This is a genomic window from Actinoallomurus sp. NBC_01490, assembly GCF_036227085.1.
GTDB classification, from domain to species: domain Bacteria; phylum Actinomycetota; class Actinomycetes; order Streptosporangiales; family Streptosporangiaceae; genus Actinoallomurus; species Actinoallomurus oryzae.
On record NZ_CP109433.1, the window covers coordinates 11,648,052 to 11,663,958 of the forward strand.

Sequence of the window (15,907 nt, forward strand, 5' to 3'; positions counted from 1 at the left end):
GATGCGACCCATGTCCGAAAATGACTCTGACCTGGTGAGCGTGCTGGCCCTGGTCACCCACGAACGACAGGCCCGCGACCGGGGCTGGTGGTCCAGCCTCGCGCGGTGCTACACGCCGGAGGCGACCATCCAGGCAAGCTGGTTCAACGGCACCGCCGTTGAGTACATCGAGTTGTCCAAGCGGATGTTCGACCAGACCCCGTCCAGCCACCGCCTCGGACTACCCGTCATCGACGTCAACGGCACCCGCGCGATCGTCGAGGTGCCGATAACCATCGAGTTCCGCGGCACTTTCCGCGGCGTCGAGGTCGACGTCGCCTCGCACATGCGGACGCTGCATCGCGCCGAGAAGAGGGACGGCGACTGGCGGTTCGCCGCGTCTGTCGCGATCTTCGACCACGACACGATGACCCCGGCCACCCCCGCGGCCACGCTGACGCTGACCCCGGACGACCTTCAGGGCACCAGGCCGTCCTATCGCATGTTGAGCCTGTGGATGACCGAACTCGGGTACACCGTCCCGGCCGATCGCTACGGCGTCGACCGGCCCGCCGAACTCACCGCGCTGTACGACGACACCTACGCCTGGGCCGGCCTGCCACGCTAAGGGCTGAGGCGGGCGCGGCCCTGCGCGCTGATGTCACCACCCGGCGAGCCCGCTGACGAAGGCTTGCACCTCACGCAGCGTGAGGCAGTAGCGTCGCGCCCAGGTGATCACATGGATCAACGACGGTGGAAAGTCGGGGAACTGGCGGACGCGACCGGACTGACCGTACGCGCCCTGCACCATTTCGACGAGATCGGGCTCCTGCGGCCTGCCGCTCGGTCGCATGCCGGGCATCGGCTGTACACGGCCGACGATGTGCGCAGGCTCTACCAGATCATCGCGCTGCGCCATGTCGGCATGCCGCTGCGTGAGATCGCCCAGGCGCTCGACGGGTGCGTCGACGACCTGATGCGGGCGGTGGACAGGCAACTCGAACACGTCGGCCAAGTGATCGGCCGGCAGCACCAGGTACGGCAACGGCTCCTCGCGCTGCGGCACAGCGTCCAGCAGGCGCGCGAGCCCTCGGTCGACCAGCTCATCGACACGATGGAGGCCATCATGAACGCCGGTTACTTCACACCCGACCAGCTGGCCCGGGCACGGCGACGTCACCAGGACCCCGGCTTCGCGGAGAACTTCGGTCGCTGGCAGGAGCGATGCGCCCATATCGCCGACGAGATCCAGACCGCGATCCAGCGGGATACCGACCCCGCCGACCCGGCGGCACAGGCTCTCGCGCGGCAGTGGGACCAGGCGATGCGGGAGATGGTCGGCGATGACGGGCACCTGCTGTCGGCGATCTACGCGAAGATCGACGGCAAGGGACCCGAGGCCGCCACGCACGGCATCCTGGATGCCCACGCGTGGGACTACCTCAAGCGAGCGTTCGCCGTGGGATACGGCCACGGCCGGTGACGCGCTCATCAGCGGCGCCTGAACCGTGTCCGAACTGAGCAAAGGCTTCGCTGGGAGGCCGGTGGGCGGGTAGGGATGCGCACATGGGTGAGCAGCGCAGGCTCACGCTGGCCGTGACCGGGGCCGGTGGGACACGGATGGCGCGCTACGTGCTGTCCGCGCTCGTACGGGACGAGCGGGTCGGGCACGTCGACCTGCTGGTGTCGGCGGCCGGCCGTACGCTGATCGCGCACGAGTTCGGCGGGGCGGAGACCGACGATCCGGTGGAGCGGCTCCTCGGCGAGCGGCACGCCAAGGTCGCCGCGTACGACCCGCAGGACCTGACCGCCCCCATGGTGTCCGGCAGCTACCCGACGTGGGGCATGGTCGTCGTGCCCTGCGCCCTGGGTGTGGTCGGCCGGATCGCGCAGGGACAGGCGAACACCCTCCTCGAACGGGCGGCGGACGTCTGCCTGAAGGAGCGCCGCGAGCTGGTGCTGTGCGTACGGGAGACGCCCTTCAACCTCATCCACCTGCGCAACATGGCGCAGGTCACCGAGGCCGGCGCCGTCGTGTACCCGATGATCCCCACGTACTACAACGTCCCGCGGACCGTCGAGGACATGTTCGAGGAGTTCACCGCCCGGCTGATGGGCTTCGTCGGACTCGGCCAGACGGACTACTACGCGTGGACCGGGACGGAGACGCAGGCGCACCGTGACCGCAGCCGCTGACCTCGGCGGCGGGCGGCCACGCCGGACGGGGAGGGGTTCCGGTGGCCTATGACGACCTCCGCTCGTTCCTCGACGAGCTGGAGCGGCAGCGCCAGTTGCTGCGCGTCACCGAGGAGGTGGCGCCCGAGCCGGACCTGGCCGCAGCGGCCAACGCCGCCTGCCGGATCGGCGAGAACGCCCCGGCGCTGTACTTCGACAAGGTCACCGGGTACACCGGCGCGCGGATCGCCATGAACGTGCACGGCTCGTGGGCCAACCACGCCGTCGCGCTCGGCCTGCCGCCGGACACCTCCGTGAAGGACCAGGTCCAGGAGTTCATCCGGCGCTGGGGCGAGGCGCCGGTCGAGCCCGAGCGGCGGCCGGACGCGCCCTGGGCGCGCAACTCCGTGACGGGCGACGACGTCGACCTGTTCGCGGTGCTGCCGCTGTTCCGGCTGAACGACGGCGACGGCGGCTGCTACCTCGACAAGGCCGCCGTGGTCTCCCGCGACCCCGAGGCGCCCGACGACTTCGGCCGGCAGAACGTCGGGGTGTACCGCATGCAGGTCAAGGGCCGTGACCGGCTCGGCCTGCAGCCCGTGCCCATGCACGACATCGCCGTCCACCTGCGCAAGGCCGAAGAGCGGGGCGAGGACCTGCCGGTCGCGGTCGCTCTGGGCAACGACCCGGTCATCTCCATCGTCGCCGGCACACCGCTGGGCTACGAGCAGTCGGAGTACCGCCTCGCCGGGGCGCTGCGCGGCGCGCCGGCGCCCATCACACCCGCCCCGCTCACCGGGCTGGACGTGCCCTGGGGCAGCGAGGTGGTCCTGGAGGGCGTCGTCGAGGGGGGCCTGCGGGAGTTCGAGGGCCCGTTCGGAGAGTTCACCGGCCACTACTCGGGCGGTCGCCGGATGCCGGTGATCCGCGTCGAGCGGATCTCCCACCGCGACGACCCGATCTTCGAGGCGCTCTACCTCGGCATGCCGTGGACCGAGATCGACTACCTGATCGGGCCGGCCACCTGCGTACCGCTGTACCAGCAGCTCAAGACGGACTTTCCCGAAGTACGCACGGTCAACGCGATGTACACCCACGGCCTGCTGGCGATCATCTCGACCGCCAAGCGCTACGGCGGCTTCGCCCGCGCGGTCGGCACACGCGCCATGTCCACGCCGCACGGCCTCGGCTACTGCAAGGTGGTCATCATGGTCGACGAGGACGTCGATCCGTTCGACCTGCCCCAGGTGATGTGGGCGCTGTCCACCAAGGTCAACCCGGCGAGCGACCTGGTCGACCTGCCCGCCATGTCGGTCCTCGAACTCGACCCGGGCTCGGAGCCGCCCGGCATCAGCGACAAGCTCATCATCGACGCCACCACCCCGGTGCCCCCGGACATCCGCGGCAGCTACGGCCGGCCGGTGACCGACCTGCCGGAGACGCCGCGGTGGATCGCCAAGCTCAGCGCGATGCTCTCCACGCGCTGAACACACCGGCCGGAGAAGGGAGACTCATGACCTGCCCGCGCTGCGCGTTCGAACACGTCGAGCGGGTCGCGAGCTCGCCGGTGCCCGGTGTGTGGGAGGTCCTGCGGTGCGAGCGGTGCCTGTACACCTGGCGCACCACCGAGCCGGACCGCCGTACGAGCCGCGATCACTATCCCGAGGAGTTCCGGCTGACCCAGGAGGACTTCGACGAGGCACCCGAGGTGCCGCCCGTTCCCCCGGTCCGCCGCTGACGGCGAAGACGTCATATCGCCCTCGACCGAGGCGCCCTTTTCCCGGCGGAGAACAGGTCGCCGGTTCCTCGGGATGTTGAGGGTCGGGCGGCGGGCGGTGGCGAGATCGCCTCGGCCGCGTTGATCGCGCGATCGGTCACGCCGAGTGCCATCACCGGACCTTGGGCGCGTCGTGGCGCAGCGCTGCGTAGACCCGCAGGATCGCGGGGACGAGCGCGTACACGACGGTGGGCACGACGATGGCGGTCACCATGAGCGTCCGGACCGGCAGGGGAAGCGATCCGAGAACAGGCGCCAGCAGCGTCTGCGTGACCATGATCATGAAGTACACGGCCAGCCACGTGAACGTGGCTCGCAGGTGGATCGACGGGGCCGCAGGGGCGGTGGACCGGGTGCGGACCGATGCCATGACGTCTCCTTTGTAGCCGGAGGAAGACCAACTTCCAACTCGCAAGTTGGATATTGGCATGACGGCCCGGGAAAATCAACTCGCGAGTTGGAGTTTGGCGTAGGCTCAGGCCATGGCATGGGACACAGAGAGAACCAAGCGGCTCATCCTGGACGCCGCGGTCAGCGAATTCGCCGCCTACGGCCCGGAGGCTGCCCGGATGGACCGCATCGCCGCCACGGCGGGGGTGAACAAGGAACGGATCTACTCCTACTTCGGCAACAAGCAGCAGATGTTCGCGATCGTGCTCAGCAAGGAGCTGGAGCGCCTGGCCGAGGCCGTGCCACTGGACCCACAGGTCGCGTCCGACCTGGGGGAGTACGCCGGACGGGTCTTTGACTATCACCGCGCCCACCGGCATTTCATCCGGCTGCTGCACTGGGAGGGCCTCCACGCCGTAGAGGGGAAGGCGGTGGTGGCCCAAGACGAACGGGCCGCGCACTACGCCGAAAAGATCGCCGCCCTGGCCAAGGCGCAGAAAACGGGACACCTGACCCCACAGGTGCCGCCCGAGGAGCTCCTGTACGCGGTTATCGCCCTAGCCGGCTGGTGGTTCGCCACTCCGCAACTCCAACCGATGCTGATGCCCGGCCTCAACAACGACCTGGACGGCCAGCGCACCGCGCTCGTCCGTCTCGTCCGCCTCCTCGGCAGCGCCGCACAATGAGCACTAACGCCGGACTCCACTGATCTACAACGTCATATCGCCATCGACCGAGGCGCCGGCGTGCCTCGGTCGGCACCACCGTACGTCTGCCAGGCCGTGGCCAGGCGGTGCACCGCCTCGGTCAGCGTGCCGGGGTCGGCGAGGAAGTGGATGCGGACGAACTCCCTGCTGCCCCCGGAGGCGTCCAGTCCGCTGCCGGGCAGCACGGCGACGCCGTGGCGGAGGGCCGTCTGTGCGAAGGAGTCGCCGTCGCCGTGGGGAAGGCGCACCCACAGCGTCTGACCACCGGTGACGGGCGGGGCCTGCCACTGCGGCAGCCGCCGTGCCAGTTCCGCGCGCAGGTGGTCATGGCGGGCCTGGCGGTCCGCCGCGATGTCTCGGCACAGCGTTTCCAGGCGCGGCAGCAGTTCGGCGGCGGCGAGCTGCGCGGTGACGTTCCCGCCGAGATCATGAACCGCCCTGAGCCGGGCGAGCCGGTCGATGACGGGCCGTGCGGCCCGTATCCAGCCGACGCGTAGCCCGCCCCAGACGCTCTTGCTGAGCGAACCCAGGGAGATGACCGTCTCGCCGGCGAGTGGACGGGGCGTGGACTGCCCGGGGAACGCCAGGTGGGCGAGGACCTCGTCGTCGACGAGCGGTACGTCCGCCGTGGCGGCGGTCGCGGCGAGCCGCCGGCGCGCGAGCGGCGGGAGTACCCCACCGGTCGGGTTGTGGTGGGTGGACACGAGGTAGGCGAGTTCCGGGCGAGTACGGGCCACCGTTTCGAAGCCGTCCAGGCCGACGGGAAGCGTCCGCAAGGACGCGGCCTGTTCGCGGAACGCCTCGATCGCACCGGGGTAGGTGGGCGCCTCGACGAGCACCGTGCCACCGGGCTCGACGAAGGCGCGGGCGAGCAGGGAGAGGGCCTGCTGACCGCCGTTGGTGATCAGGACGTCCTCGGGGTCGGTCGGTACCCCACGGCGCGTGTAGTGGTCGGCGACGGCTCGGCGCAACCGCCAGTGGCCCGATGGGTGGTACCCGATGTCGTCCGTGACCGTGGCCAGCTGGGACAGGGCCCGTTCGTAGGCGGCGAGCAGCGCCGCCGGCGGTGCGGTGGGCGCGGCGCACGCCAGGAGGATCACGTCGTCGTCCCGGGGCTCGAGCAGGTGGAGGAAGACGGGTGCGCCGGTGGTGTCCCGAGGCCCCGGGCGCGACGCCCCGGCCACGCGGGTCCCGCTTCCCTGGCGCCGGATGATCCGGCCGTCCAGGCGCAGCTGTTCGTACGCGGCCACGACGGTCCCGCGTCCTACCGCCAGCGCGGACGCGAGGGCCCGGTCGGGTGGCAGTACGGTGCCGGGCGGCAGCTCGCCCTCGTCGACGAGGCGCCGCAGCCGCGCGGCGAGCAGGAGGTAGAGCGGTCCGCGGCCGGCCGACCACCGGCCCAGGCGGTCGGCCAGCTCGGCTGGGTCCATCGAAGTGCTCCGATCCAGACAATTGGTTCCTTCGGTGGACCAATTCTGGCGTATTGGCTCTGTAACCGGGCCACGATGACGGCGAGGATCACGGCATGACCACACGACAGGAGGACCTGCGGCACCTTGCCGCGGTATCGGTGCCCGAGGCCATCACCGCGCTTCCGGGGCCGTTCCAGCAGCACAACTTGGCGTTCGTCAACGACACCACCGTCGTTCGTCTCGCCCGGCTCGAAGGCGAGTTCCCCTGGCACCACCACGACGAGGACGAGCTGTTCCTGTGCTGGGACGGCGGCTTCGAGATCCAGTTGGAAGGGCGGGACCCGGTGGTGCTGAACCCGGGCGAGCTGTTCGTCGTCCCCCGAGGGGTGCGGCACCGCCCCGTCGCCGAGAAGACCGCGCACATCCTGCTCGTCGAGCACCCCGACACCAAGCAGTACGGGAGCTGACCGCGGACACGAGAGAGTCCCCGCGCGGAGCGAGGCGCGCGGGGACCTTTCTCGATGGGCCGGCGAAGGTCAGGTCACCGAGGGGACGGTGCTGGAGCCGGTCCCAGACTCCAGCTTCTCGCTGACGCTGCCGGCGGCCGACCGGATCGAGCTGATGGGGGCCGCGATGTCCTCCAGGGACGCGCCTTCGGCCTTGACTCCGAAGATCGCCGCGATGACGCCGGCGAGGATCATGATTCCCGCCGAGATCAGGTAGGCGATGAACAGCCGGCCCGGGTTCGGGTTGTCCTGGTCGCCGATCAGCGAGCCGAAGACCGTCGGGCCGAGGGCGCCGAAGACCTGGGCGATCGCGAAGAACAGGGCGATCGCCTGCGAGCGGAGCTCCATCGGGAAGATCTCGCTCACGGTCAGGTACCCGGAGCTGGCCGCGGCCGAGGCGATGAAGAAGATCACCGTCCACAGCACGGTCTGGGTCACGGCGGTCAGGGCGCCGATGTTGAACAGGTAGCCGCTGAAGGCGAGCAGCGCACCGGACACGATGTAGGTGCCCGCGATCATCTGCTTGCGGCCGATCGTGTCGAACAGCCGGCCGAGGAACAGCGGCCCGAGGAAGTTGCCCGCGGCGAAGGCGAAGAAGTACGTCGCCACGCTGTGGTCCGAGACCCCGTAGAAGTGCTTGAGCACGAGGCCGTAGGTGAAGAAGATCGCGTTGTACAGGAACGACTGGCTGATCATCAGGGTCGCGCCGAGCAGCGACCGCGTCGGGTACTCCTTGAACAGCGTCTTGGCGACCTGCAGGAACGAGACGGACTCCTGCGGCTTGATCTCCAGGTACCGGTCCTCGTCCACCGGCGCGAGTTCCTTGCCGGAGGACGCCACCTCGCGCTCGATCTGCGCGATCGTCGCCTCGGCCTCGTCGGCGTGGCCGTGGGAGAGCTGCCAGCGCGGGCTCTCCGGCAGGGTGCGGCGCAGCGTCCAGATCGCCAGGCCTAGCACCGGGCCGATGAAGAAGCCGACCCGCCAGCCGATGTCGTCGGCGAAGACCGACTTGTTGAGCAGGAGGTACTCGCTGAGCGAGCCGAGGATCGCGCCGAACCAGTAGGTGCCGCTGACCGCCAGGTCGACCCGGCCGCGGTACTTCGCGGGAATGAGCTCGTCGATCGCCGAATGGATCGCCGCGTATTCACCGCCGATTCCCATGCCGGCGACGAAGCGGAAGAACAGGAAGATCCCGTAGTTGAACGAGAAAGCGGTGAGCCCGTTCGCGACGAGGTAGAGCCCGAGTGTCGCGACGAACAGTTTGCGCCGCCCGAACCGGTCGGAAAGCCGGCCGAAAACCAGCGCGCCGACCACTTCACCGATCAGATAGATCGTCGCGGAGAAGCCGACATCCTGGGACGTGAGGTGCAGCGTGTTCGCATGCTGGAGAACGGGGCCGATGATGCTGGCGATCTGGATCTCCAGGCCGTCCAGGACCCACGCCACACCCAGAGCGATGATCATCCGGGTGTGGAAACGAGACCAGGGCAGCCGGTCGATCCGTGCCGGCACGAGACTCCGAACGATGGCCTGCGGGGGGGCCTCTGCCATCGTCATCCTCCTTCGTGTTGTTTCCGTAGGGTTACAGGACGATCACCATAGGCGGATATACATAACATGTATATAGCTCCCCCGAAACTCTTGTGATTTGGAGCCAGGACCGTCGCATCGTACGTGATTGACCACTGTGACCGGCGATCTGATCGCCAGAACGCCACGCAACGGCGATCAGCCCCTCGGAGGCCCATACCGGGCGCTCGGCCACCCTGCGCACGCGTCCCGGGTGCCGCCCGGACGCACCGCAGGCCTCCCGAGGACGCGCCGCGGGGCTCCCGCGGGTGCCGGGCGGGCGCTTCACACCCCCTGCGCGCCGGCACCGGCGCACGACTACGGACTCCCCCGGCGCCGCGAATGACGACGGGACGTCAGGAGCCCGAACCAGCGGGCAGGAAAAAGCAGCCGACGTGAATCAAAGGCGATTCACGAATTGTTTTCACCATGCCTTTTCAACGACAAGGGGAGAGTTATGAGCGCCACCGACAAAGCCCGCAACAAAGCCGAGGTGATCAAGGGCAAAGTCAAGAAGGAAACCGGCGAGGCCATCGACAATGAGGAAATGGAGGCCGAGGGCCGATCCGACCAGGCCAAGGGCGATCTGAAACAGGCCGGCGAAAAGATCAAGGACGTCTTCAAGGACTGACGGGTCCGCCCGTACCGACGACTTTCCTTCGCCCCCGGCACAGGACCCGTCCGCGACCGGACGGGCCCTGAACGCGTTCCGCGTCACGCCTCCGGTTCGCCGAACCCCCATACGCGCCCGCGTTGCCCTGAGATGATCACGCGTAGGCGAAAGAGGACTGAGCCGGGGCCTTCGGGGTAACAGCGCCCGGCGGGGAGGCGCTATATGGGCATTCGCGATGGTTTCCGGCGGTTCGGGCGGCGACGGCGGCAGGTGCAGCGGACCGCCCGTGAGGTCTTCGGCTGGGAGGAGCTGCGGCCGGGCCAGGACGAGGCCATGCAGCACCTGCTCCAGGGCCACGACGTCCTCGTGGTCATGCCGACCGGCGGCGGGAAGTCCGCGACGTACCAGATCCCCGCCCAGCTGCTCGACGGTCCCACCATCGTGATCTCGCCGCTGATCGCGCTGCAACGCGACCAGATGCTGTCCCTCGCCGAGCGGAACGCCGGCGGCGCGGTCGTGGTCAACTCCGCCCAGCGCGCGGGTTCGAGCGAGAGCTCGCTGGAGCAGATTCGCGCCGGTCAGGCCGAGTACGTGTTCCTGTCGCCCGAGCAGCTCGCCAAGCCGGAGGTGGTCGACAAGCTCGTCGCGGCGCGGCCCTCGCTGATCGCCATCGACGAGGCGCACTGCGTGTCGGCCTGGGGACACGACTTCCGGCCCGACTACCTCCGGCTCGGCCGGGTGATCGACCGCCTGGGCCACCCGCCGGTGATCGCGCTGACCGCGACCGCCTCCCCGCCCGTACGCGAGGACATCGTCGAGGTGCTCGGCCTGCGGAACCTACGGCAGGTCATCCGGGGCTTCGACCGGCCCAACATCGGGCTGCGCGTCCGCCGGTTCACCGAGGAGTCCGACAAGCGGCGGGCGCTTCTGGAGGACGTCGCCGGGCGTGACGGACTCGGCCTCGTGTACGTCGCCACCCGCCGCGACGCCACGGCGTACGCGAAGGAGCTGACCGAGGCCGGCGTCCGCGCCGAGGCGTACCACGCCGGGATGAAGACCGCCGACCGCGAACGGGTGCACACCCTGTTCTCCGAGGACGGGGTCGACGTGGTGGTGGCCACCTCGGCGTTCGGCATGGGGATCGACAAGCCGAACGTGCGGTACGTCCTGCACAGCGCGCCGCCGGAGTCGCCGGACTCCTACTACCAGGAGATCGGCCGCGCCGGTCGCGACGGTGAGCCGGCCGAGGCGGTCCTGTTCTACCGGTCCGAGGACCTGGGCCTGCGCCGGTTCTTCGCCGCCGGCCGGCCGGACGAGGAGATGCTGCTCCGGCTCGCCACGCTCCTCCACGAGCACGGCGGCACCGTGAAGGCGCGCGCGGTACGGGAGACGCTGAACGTCGGCGCGTCCAAGCTGACCGGCCTGGTCAACCTGCTCCAGCACGCCGAGGCGGTGGAGGTCGGCGACCGCGGCGAGCTGCGGTACGCCCCGAAGGGACCCGCGCCGGAGCGGGCGGTCGCCGACGCCATGGAGTTCGACGAGAGCCGCCGCAAGATGGACGACTCGCGCATCGACATGATGCGGGGGTACGCCGAGACGACGGGCTGCCGCCGCCGGTACCTGCTGGAGTACTTCGGCGAGCCGTACGCCCGGCAGACCTGCGGAAACTGCGACACCTGCGCGAGCGGGTCGGTCGAGACGGCGCGGGCCGACACGCCCTTCCCGATCCACTCCCAGGTGGTCCACGCGTCCTGGGGCGCCGGAACGGTCATGCGCGAGGAGCCCGACCGGATCACCGTGCTGTTCGAGGAGATCGGCTACAAGACGCTCTCCCTGGACGCCGTCCAGCGTGACTCCCTGCTCACGCTCGCGTCGGCGAAGCACTAGTTTCCACGGTCGCGGCCAGAAGCCTCGCCGTTTCCTCGGGTGACTCCACCGGAAAGTGGTGGCTGCCCAGGTCGACGAGCGCGATGTCGAAGCGGTCCGCGTAGCGGTCGATCGCCTCCTGCGTCACCAGGTCTCGTATCGCGAACACGGTGATCGGCTGCTGTGTCTCGCGCAGCGCCGCGTCCATGTCCCAGCGCACCAGCCCCTCGATGGACCGCACGCCCGCGGGCTGCCGCACCGCGACCATCTTCTCGAAGTACGAGTCCTTGAGAGCCGTGTCGGTCCCTGCCGGCGAACCTCCCTCGACGAGACCCCGCACCGCCGCGGCGAAGTCCGTACGGAACAGGTGCAGCATCGCGTCGGTCTGCTCGTCGCTCTGCGCCGGGAACAAGGACAGATAGTGCAGCGCGTCGAGCGCGACCACATGCGAGACCGTGTCAGGCAGCAGCCGCCCGACTTCGACGGCGACCGCTCCGCCGAGAGAGTGCCCGGCCACGACGCACGTGTCCACCGACTCGGCTTCCAGTACGGCTGCCACGTCGCGAGCGAACTCTTCCATGGTCCAGACGTCCCGCGTTGACCGCGACTGTCCGTGCTCGGCGAGGTCGATCGCAAGAACCCGGTAGTTCTCGGGCAGATGGTCGGTCATCGCATCGAAGTCGGTGCGGTTGCACGCCCAGCCGTGGATGAGAGCCAGGGTCGGCCCTCCGGCCGGACCGCTGGCCGTGTATCGGATCGTCGTGTGGCCCGATCGCCGAACCTCACGGTCGTGCCTGGTCCTGCCTGCAGTCACGGTGTCTCCTTCTTGTGCATTATGGGTCACTGTTCCGGCTGGTCGGGGTGCTCTCACGCGATGGCGCGCGGCAGCCTGAGGCTCAACACGCCCGTCAACGCGACCGCACCGAGCCAGGCCAGCAGCGCCACCAGCAGGGCGTCCCGCATGCCCCAGGGGCCGAGCAGGGCCAGGAACAGCGAGCCGATCGTCGCGACGCCGAGCGCGAGCGCCGACTGCTGAGTCGTGGTCATCACGCCGGTGCCCACCCCCGCGCGTTCGTGCGGCACGTCGGAGAGCACGATGCGGAAGAGCACCGGCAGTTGCAGGCCCTGGCCGAACCCGACGACCACGAACGTGGGCGCCAGGCCCCACGCGTTCAGGTGCGGCCAGTAGTGCCAGAACGTCAGGAGGAGCAGGACACCGCCGACGAACTGCAGCAGGCATCCGAACGTCACCACCCGTCCCGCGCCGTACCGGGTGACCATCCAGGGCCCGGCGAACGAGGCCAGGAAGACGGACAGCGCGAACGGGGCCAGGGCGAGACCGGCGATCACGGCGGTCATCCGCAGGCCCTGCTGCAACGCTATGGCCAGCACGAACATCAGGCCGCCGAAGCCGATCCCGAACGGCGGGAGAAGCGCGAGGCCGCGACGCAGCGAGACGAGGCGCAGCAGCCTCGGCGGCACCAGCGGGGTGCGGCCCATCCGGTCGGACCTCGCTTCGACGCGCTGGAAGGCCAGCGCCAGGAACGGACTCGCCGCGAGCAGCACCCAGGTCCATGCCGGCCATCCGGTCGCCCTGCCCTCGGTGAGCGGCAGCAACAACGCGGCGAGCGCCGCGGTGAGCAAGAGGGTGCCGGGGACGTCGACCGGCTCGGGCCGCGGGGAGCGGGTGTCCGGCACAGTGCGCAGCGACAGGAGGAGTCCTGCCGCGGCTATCGGCACGTTCACCAGGAAGATCGAGCGCCAGCCGGAGCCCCACAGGTCCGCCGCGACAAGGACACCGCCGATGATCTGGCCGACCACCATGGAAAGGCCTTGGGTGGCGCCGTACAGGCCGACCGCTCTGGCCCGGCGGTGGCCGGTGGTGGAGGCATGGATGGTGCCCAGGACCTGCGGCATCATCATCGCGGCCGCCGCGCCCTGCGCCACCCGAGCGATCACCAGCACCCAGGGGTCGGGCGCGAGCCCGCACGCGAGTGAGGTGAGGCCGAAGGCGGCCAGGCCGGCGACGAAGAGCCTGCGGCGGCCGAAGGTGTCACCGAGCCGCCCTCCGAGGACGAGCAGGACCGCGTACGCCAGGCCGTACCCGGCCACCACCAGTTCGAGCAGGGCAGGGCCCGCGCCGAGATCCTCGTCGATGGTCGACAGGGCGACGTTGACGATGAAGAAGTCGATCAGTGGCAGGGCCGCGCCGAGCAGGACGGTGAACAGGCCGAGCGAGCCCAGTGCGGGCGGCCGGTCGTCAGGGCGGCCGTCACCGCCCTCCGCGGGGGCGATGACGGCGCCCGGCTGCCTGAGGGATGTTCCGGATGTCTCTGTTTCACTCACCCTGTCGACATTCCGGCACTCCTCAGCCTGTTACCAGAGTGTCTTTATCCTGGTAGAAGTTCTACCTGGTAACAGGCTGAGCCGCGTAGCACAGTGGTGACATGAGGACGAGTGCCGACAGTGCCCCGACCCCGGACACACGCCGCCAGGAGCTGGCCGACTTCCTGCGCAGCCGCCGCGAGCGGATCACTCCGGAGCAGGTCGGCCTGGCGCGTGGCCGCAGACGGCGCACGCCGGGGCTGCGTCGCGAAGAGGTCGCGCAGTTGTCCGCGGTCGGGGTGACCTGGTACACCTGGCTGGAGCAGGCCCGCGACATCCAGGTCTCCGCCCAGGTGCTGGACTCTCTGGCGCGGGCGCTGCTGATGGATCAGAGTGAGCGAGCGCACCTGTTCGCGCTCGCCGGGGCCACGGATCCGACGCCGGAAGAACCCTGCCCGACGGTCACACCCGCCCTGCGGTCGATGCTGGACCGCCTCGACCCCTTCCCGGCCTGCGTACAGAACGGGCGCTACGACATCCTCGGCTACAACCGCGCCTTCAGCCGGCTCCTGTGCGACATGGACGGCCTGCCGCGCCAGGACCGCAACTGCATGTGGCTGGCGTTCACCAACGACCAGTGGCGGGCCGCGACGGGCGACCTGGAGGAAGCGACCCGTGACATGGTCGCGAAGTTCCGCGCCTCCATGGCCGAGCACCTCGCCGAGCCCGCGTGGAAGGCCCTGCTGGCACGGCTGAAGACGCTGCCGGAGTTCCGCGCCCTCTGGGACAGGTTCGAGGTGGTCGGAGTCTCCGACAAGACCAAGCACATCGACAACCCCCACGTCGGCCACCTGAAGCTCCTGAACACCAGCCTCTGGCTCGCCCCACAGTCAGGCGCGCGGCTGGTCACCTACGTGCCCGAGGACGACGAGACCCGGGCCCGGCTGGAGACACTGATGCTGGTGTCCGGCCCGGGACGCGATGCGGCCGATCTCCGGCAACCGGTCTCGTAATCGGCGGCGACCGCGGCGAAAAATGCTGTTTTTGCCCACTTGACCTGCGGCGACATAGTCTGAGCGAGGCGAGTGCACGGCTCGCGGCGAGCGATCACGGGACGGTCATTGGGCGTACGGGACGCGGTCACGCGGCTGGCGAACAGGCCGGCCGCGCGTACCCTGCGCGCCCGCGCCACGGGGTCCACTGCCGCGCTGCGATCGATGCTCGCCGACCGGGCCGAGCTCGACCGGCTCGAGCAGTCGTACGGGGCGCTCCGGCGGGTGACGACGCTCGTCGCCCTCGGGCTCTCGCCCACGGAGGCATTCACGACGGTCGCGGGCGAGCTCGGCGCGCTCCTCGGCGCGGACCACGCCGCGATCGACCGGTACGAGGACGACCAGACGGCGACGGTGGTGGGATGGTGGTCGAATCCGCGTTCCCCGGAGATCATCGCGCCGATGGCGGAGCGGTGGCCGATCGGGTCGGGCTCCGCCGCGGCGCTCGTGCTGCGCACCGGGGGGCCGGTCCGCAGGAGCAGTGCGTCCGTCACGGGCGAGGCCGGTGCCTGGGCCCGGTCGCACGGGATCAAGCACATCGTCTCCTGCCCGGTCTGGGTGGAGGGGCGCCTGTGGGGCGACGTCGCGGTCATGTTCCGCGGCGGGACGCCGCCCCGGGACGACACCGAGACGCGCCTTGCCGACTTCGTCGAACTCGTCGCCTGCACGCTCGCGCAGGCCAAGTCGCGGGCGGACCTCATCGACTCCCGTGCCCGGGTGATCGCCGCTTCGGACGCGACGCGCCGCCGGATCGAGCGCGACCTGCACGATGGTGTTCAGCAGCACCTGGTGTCCCTCACGTTCGACCTGCGCGCCGCGGAGTCGGCCATGCCGCCCGGCGAGGAAGACCTGCGGGAACAGCTGACGAACACCGGCAAGGGCCTGTCGAACGCCATCGCCGAACTGCAGGAGATCTGCCGGGGACTCCATCCGGGCGTCCTGTCCAAGTCAGGGCTGAGGGCGGCCCTGCAGACGCTGGCGCGCCGGTCACCGGTGCCGGTCGAGCTGCGTACGGAGATTCCGGACTCGCTGCCGGAACAGCACCAGGTGACGCTTTATTACATCGTCTCCGAGGCACTGAACAACGTCGCCAAGCACGCGAACGCCTCCACCGCCCACGTCGAACTCGACCACGACGACCACGAGATCCGCCTGTCGGTCCGTGACGACGGGCAGGGCGGCGCCGTCATCGGCCCCGGGTCGGGACTCCTCGGACTCATGGACCGCGTCGACGCCGTGGAGGGCACGCTGCGACTGCGGAGCCCGGCCGGAGAGGGCACCTCGCTCGAGGTCACCATCCCCCGGTGACCTCCCGGTACGACAGGATGCGCGCCGGCCGGTCGTGACGGCGCGGCCGTCGGCTCCTCACCCGCCCGAAAAAGCGGTGAAAAGCGTCCGAAAGATCGGAACCGCCCCCGCCTCGGTGGCGTCGAAACGCCCGGCGGGCATCACGAATCCTCCGTGACCGCCAGTGCCACCCTTCGGCGTGGCCGCTCCTCCCGGTGACCGGGCGGGCCGGCCGCGCTCCCCCCGAAG

The 15,907-nt window shown here is 69.8% G+C and carries 16 protein-coding genes; 11 read left to right on the plus strand and 5 right to left on the minus strand.

The window, feature by feature from the left end; translation table 11 throughout:
* Window positions 1–10 precede the first annotated feature (10 nt).
* From OG417_RS53565 to OG417_RS53585, 5 genes are all read left to right on the plus strand, one after another.
* Window positions 11–607 carry a nuclear transport factor 2 family protein gene (locus OG417_RS53565; RefSeq protein ID WP_329247478.1) on the plus strand — a complete coding sequence of 199 codons (597 nt, stop codon included), beginning with the start codon at window positions 11–13 and terminating at the stop codon, window positions 605–607.
* A gap of 111 nt (window positions 608–718) precedes the next feature.
* A complete protein-coding gene (locus tag OG417_RS53570; RefSeq protein ID WP_329247480.1) occupies window positions 719–1,462 on the plus strand; it encodes a MerR family transcriptional regulator in 744 nt (247 codons plus the stop codon).
* An 83-nt stretch (window positions 1,463–1,545) separates the two neighbouring features.
* On the plus strand, window positions 1,546–2,175 hold the full coding sequence (locus OG417_RS53575) for a UbiX family flavin prenyltransferase (RefSeq protein ID WP_329247483.1): 630 nt from the start codon (window positions 1,546–1,548) through the stop codon (window positions 2,173–2,175).
* Between the two features lie 41 nt (window positions 2,176–2,216).
* Complete coding sequence (locus tag OG417_RS53580) at window positions 2,217–3,641, plus strand: non-oxidative hydroxyarylic acid decarboxylases subunit C (protein ID WP_329247486.1); 1,425 nt, start codon at window positions 2,217–2,219, stop codon at window positions 3,639–3,641.
* 26 nt (window positions 3,642–3,667) lie between these two features.
* Window positions 3,668–3,892 (plus strand): non-oxidative hydroxyarylic acid decarboxylases subunit D, encoded by a 225-nt coding sequence (locus OG417_RS53585; protein WP_329247488.1) that lies wholly within the window; start codon window positions 3,668–3,670, stop codon window positions 3,890–3,892.
* Window positions 3,893–4,043: 151 nt separating this feature from the next.
* Here OG417_RS53585 and OG417_RS53590 read toward each other — a convergent pair whose 3' ends face one another.
* Complete coding sequence (locus OG417_RS53590; RefSeq protein WP_329247491.1) at window positions 4,044–4,301, minus strand: hypothetical protein; 258 nt, start codon at window positions 4,299–4,301, stop codon at window positions 4,044–4,046.
* A gap of 112 nt (window positions 4,302–4,413) precedes the next feature.
* Here OG417_RS53590 and OG417_RS53595 point away from each other — a divergent pair, with 112 nt between their 5' ends.
* A complete protein-coding gene (locus OG417_RS53595) occupies window positions 4,414–5,007 on the plus strand; it encodes a TetR family transcriptional regulator (RefSeq protein WP_329247494.1) in 594 nt (197 codons plus the stop codon).
* Window positions 5,008–5,039: 32 nt separating this feature from the next.
* Here OG417_RS53595 and yczR read toward each other — a convergent pair whose 3' ends face one another.
* A complete protein-coding gene (gene yczR, locus OG417_RS53600; protein ID WP_329247497.1) occupies window positions 5,040–6,458 on the minus strand; it encodes an aminotransferase-like domain-containing protein in 1,419 nt (472 codons plus the stop codon).
* A gap of 95 nt (window positions 6,459–6,553) precedes the next feature.
* Between yczR and OG417_RS53605 the strand changes: the two genes are divergently transcribed.
* A complete protein-coding gene (locus tag OG417_RS53605) occupies window positions 6,554–6,907 on the plus strand; it encodes a cupin domain-containing protein (protein ID WP_329247500.1) in 354 nt (117 codons plus the stop codon).
* 69 nt (window positions 6,908–6,976) lie between these two features.
* On the opposite strand, the gene OG417_RS53610 is transcribed toward OG417_RS53605, so the two are convergent.
* The gene (locus OG417_RS53610; protein ID WP_329247503.1) at window positions 6,977–8,497 is read right to left on the minus strand and encodes an MFS transporter; all 1,521 of its coding nucleotides are present in this window, start codon (window positions 8,495–8,497) and stop codon (window positions 6,977–6,979) included.
* Between the two features lie 475 nt (window positions 8,498–8,972).
* Between OG417_RS53610 and OG417_RS53615 the strand changes: the two genes are divergently transcribed.
* Both OG417_RS53615 and OG417_RS53620 read left to right on the plus strand, forming a co-directional pair.
* The gene (locus tag OG417_RS53615; protein ID WP_329247506.1) at window positions 8,973–9,146 is read left to right on the plus strand and encodes a CsbD family protein; all 174 of its coding nucleotides are present in this window, start codon (window positions 8,973–8,975) and stop codon (window positions 9,144–9,146) included.
* Between the two features lie 204 nt (window positions 9,147–9,350).
* Window positions 9,351–11,015, plus strand: coding sequence for a RecQ family ATP-dependent DNA helicase (locus tag OG417_RS53620; RefSeq protein WP_329247509.1), 1,665 nt, complete (start codon window positions 9,351–9,353; stop codon window positions 11,013–11,015).
* On the opposite strand, the gene OG417_RS53625 is transcribed toward OG417_RS53620, so the two are convergent.
* Together OG417_RS53625 and OG417_RS53630 are read right to left on the minus strand one after the other, a co-directional pair.
* Window positions 10,990–11,808 (minus strand): alpha/beta fold hydrolase, encoded by an 819-nt coding sequence (locus OG417_RS53625; RefSeq protein ID WP_329247511.1) that lies wholly within the window; start codon window positions 11,806–11,808, stop codon window positions 10,990–10,992. The genes OG417_RS53620 and OG417_RS53625 overlap by 26 nt on opposite strands.
* 53 nt (window positions 11,809–11,861) lie before the next feature.
* The gene (locus OG417_RS53630; protein ID WP_329247514.1) at window positions 11,862–13,340 is read right to left on the minus strand and encodes an MFS transporter; all 1,479 of its coding nucleotides are present in this window, start codon (window positions 13,338–13,340) and stop codon (window positions 11,862–11,864) included.
* A gap of 101 nt (window positions 13,341–13,441) precedes the next feature.
* Between OG417_RS53630 and OG417_RS53635 the strand changes: the two genes are divergently transcribed.
* Window positions 13,442–14,332, plus strand: a complete 891-nt coding sequence (locus OG417_RS53635; protein WP_329247516.1) for a helix-turn-helix transcriptional regulator — start codon at window positions 13,442–13,444, stop codon at window positions 14,330–14,332.
* Between the two features lie 108 nt (window positions 14,333–14,440).
* Window positions 14,441–15,679, plus strand: a complete 1,239-nt coding sequence (locus OG417_RS53640) for a GAF domain-containing sensor histidine kinase (protein ID WP_329247520.1) — start codon at window positions 14,441–14,443, stop codon at window positions 15,677–15,679.
* The last annotated feature ends 228 nt before the right edge of the window (window positions 15,680–15,907 follow it).

Coding starts and splice junctions, on each gene's coding strand:
- OG417_RS53615 (WP_329247506.1), top strand. CDS start 8,973: ATGAGCGCCACCGACAAAGCCCGCAACAAAGCCGAGGTGATCAAGGGC.
- OG417_RS53595 (WP_329247494.1), top strand. CDS start 4,414: ATGGCATGGGACACAGAGAGAACCAAGCGGCTCATCCTGGACGCCGCG.
- OG417_RS53565 (WP_329247478.1), top strand. CDS start 11: ATGTCCGAAAATGACTCTGACCTGGTGAGCGTGCTGGCCCTGGTCACC.
- OG417_RS53570 (WP_329247480.1), top strand. CDS start 719: ATGGATCAACGACGGTGGAAAGTCGGGGAACTGGCGGACGCGACCGGA.
- OG417_RS53585 (WP_329247488.1), top strand. CDS start 3,668: ATGACCTGCCCGCGCTGCGCGTTCGAACACGTCGAGCGGGTCGCGAGC.
- OG417_RS53575 (WP_329247483.1), top strand. CDS start 1,546: ATGGGTGAGCAGCGCAGGCTCACGCTGGCCGTGACCGGGGCCGGTGGG.
- OG417_RS53620 (WP_329247509.1), top strand. CDS start 9,351: ATGGGCATTCGCGATGGTTTCCGGCGGTTCGGGCGGCGACGGCGGCAG.
- yczR (WP_329247497.1), bottom strand. CDS start 6,458: ATGGACCCAGCCGAGCTGGCCGACCGCCTGGGCCGGTGGTCGGCCGGC.
- OG417_RS53635 (WP_329247516.1), top strand. CDS start 13,442: ATGAGGACGAGTGCCGACAGTGCCCCGACCCCGGACACACGCCGCCAG.
- OG417_RS53605 (WP_329247500.1), top strand. CDS start 6,554: ATGACCACACGACAGGAGGACCTGCGGCACCTTGCCGCGGTATCGGTG.
- OG417_RS53610 (WP_329247503.1), bottom strand. CDS start 8,497: ATGGCAGAGGCCCCCCCGCAGGCCATCGTTCGGAGTCTCGTGCCGGCA.
- OG417_RS53590 (WP_329247491.1), bottom strand. CDS start 4,301: ATGGCATCGGTCCGCACCCGGTCCACCGCCCCTGCGGCCCCGTCGATC.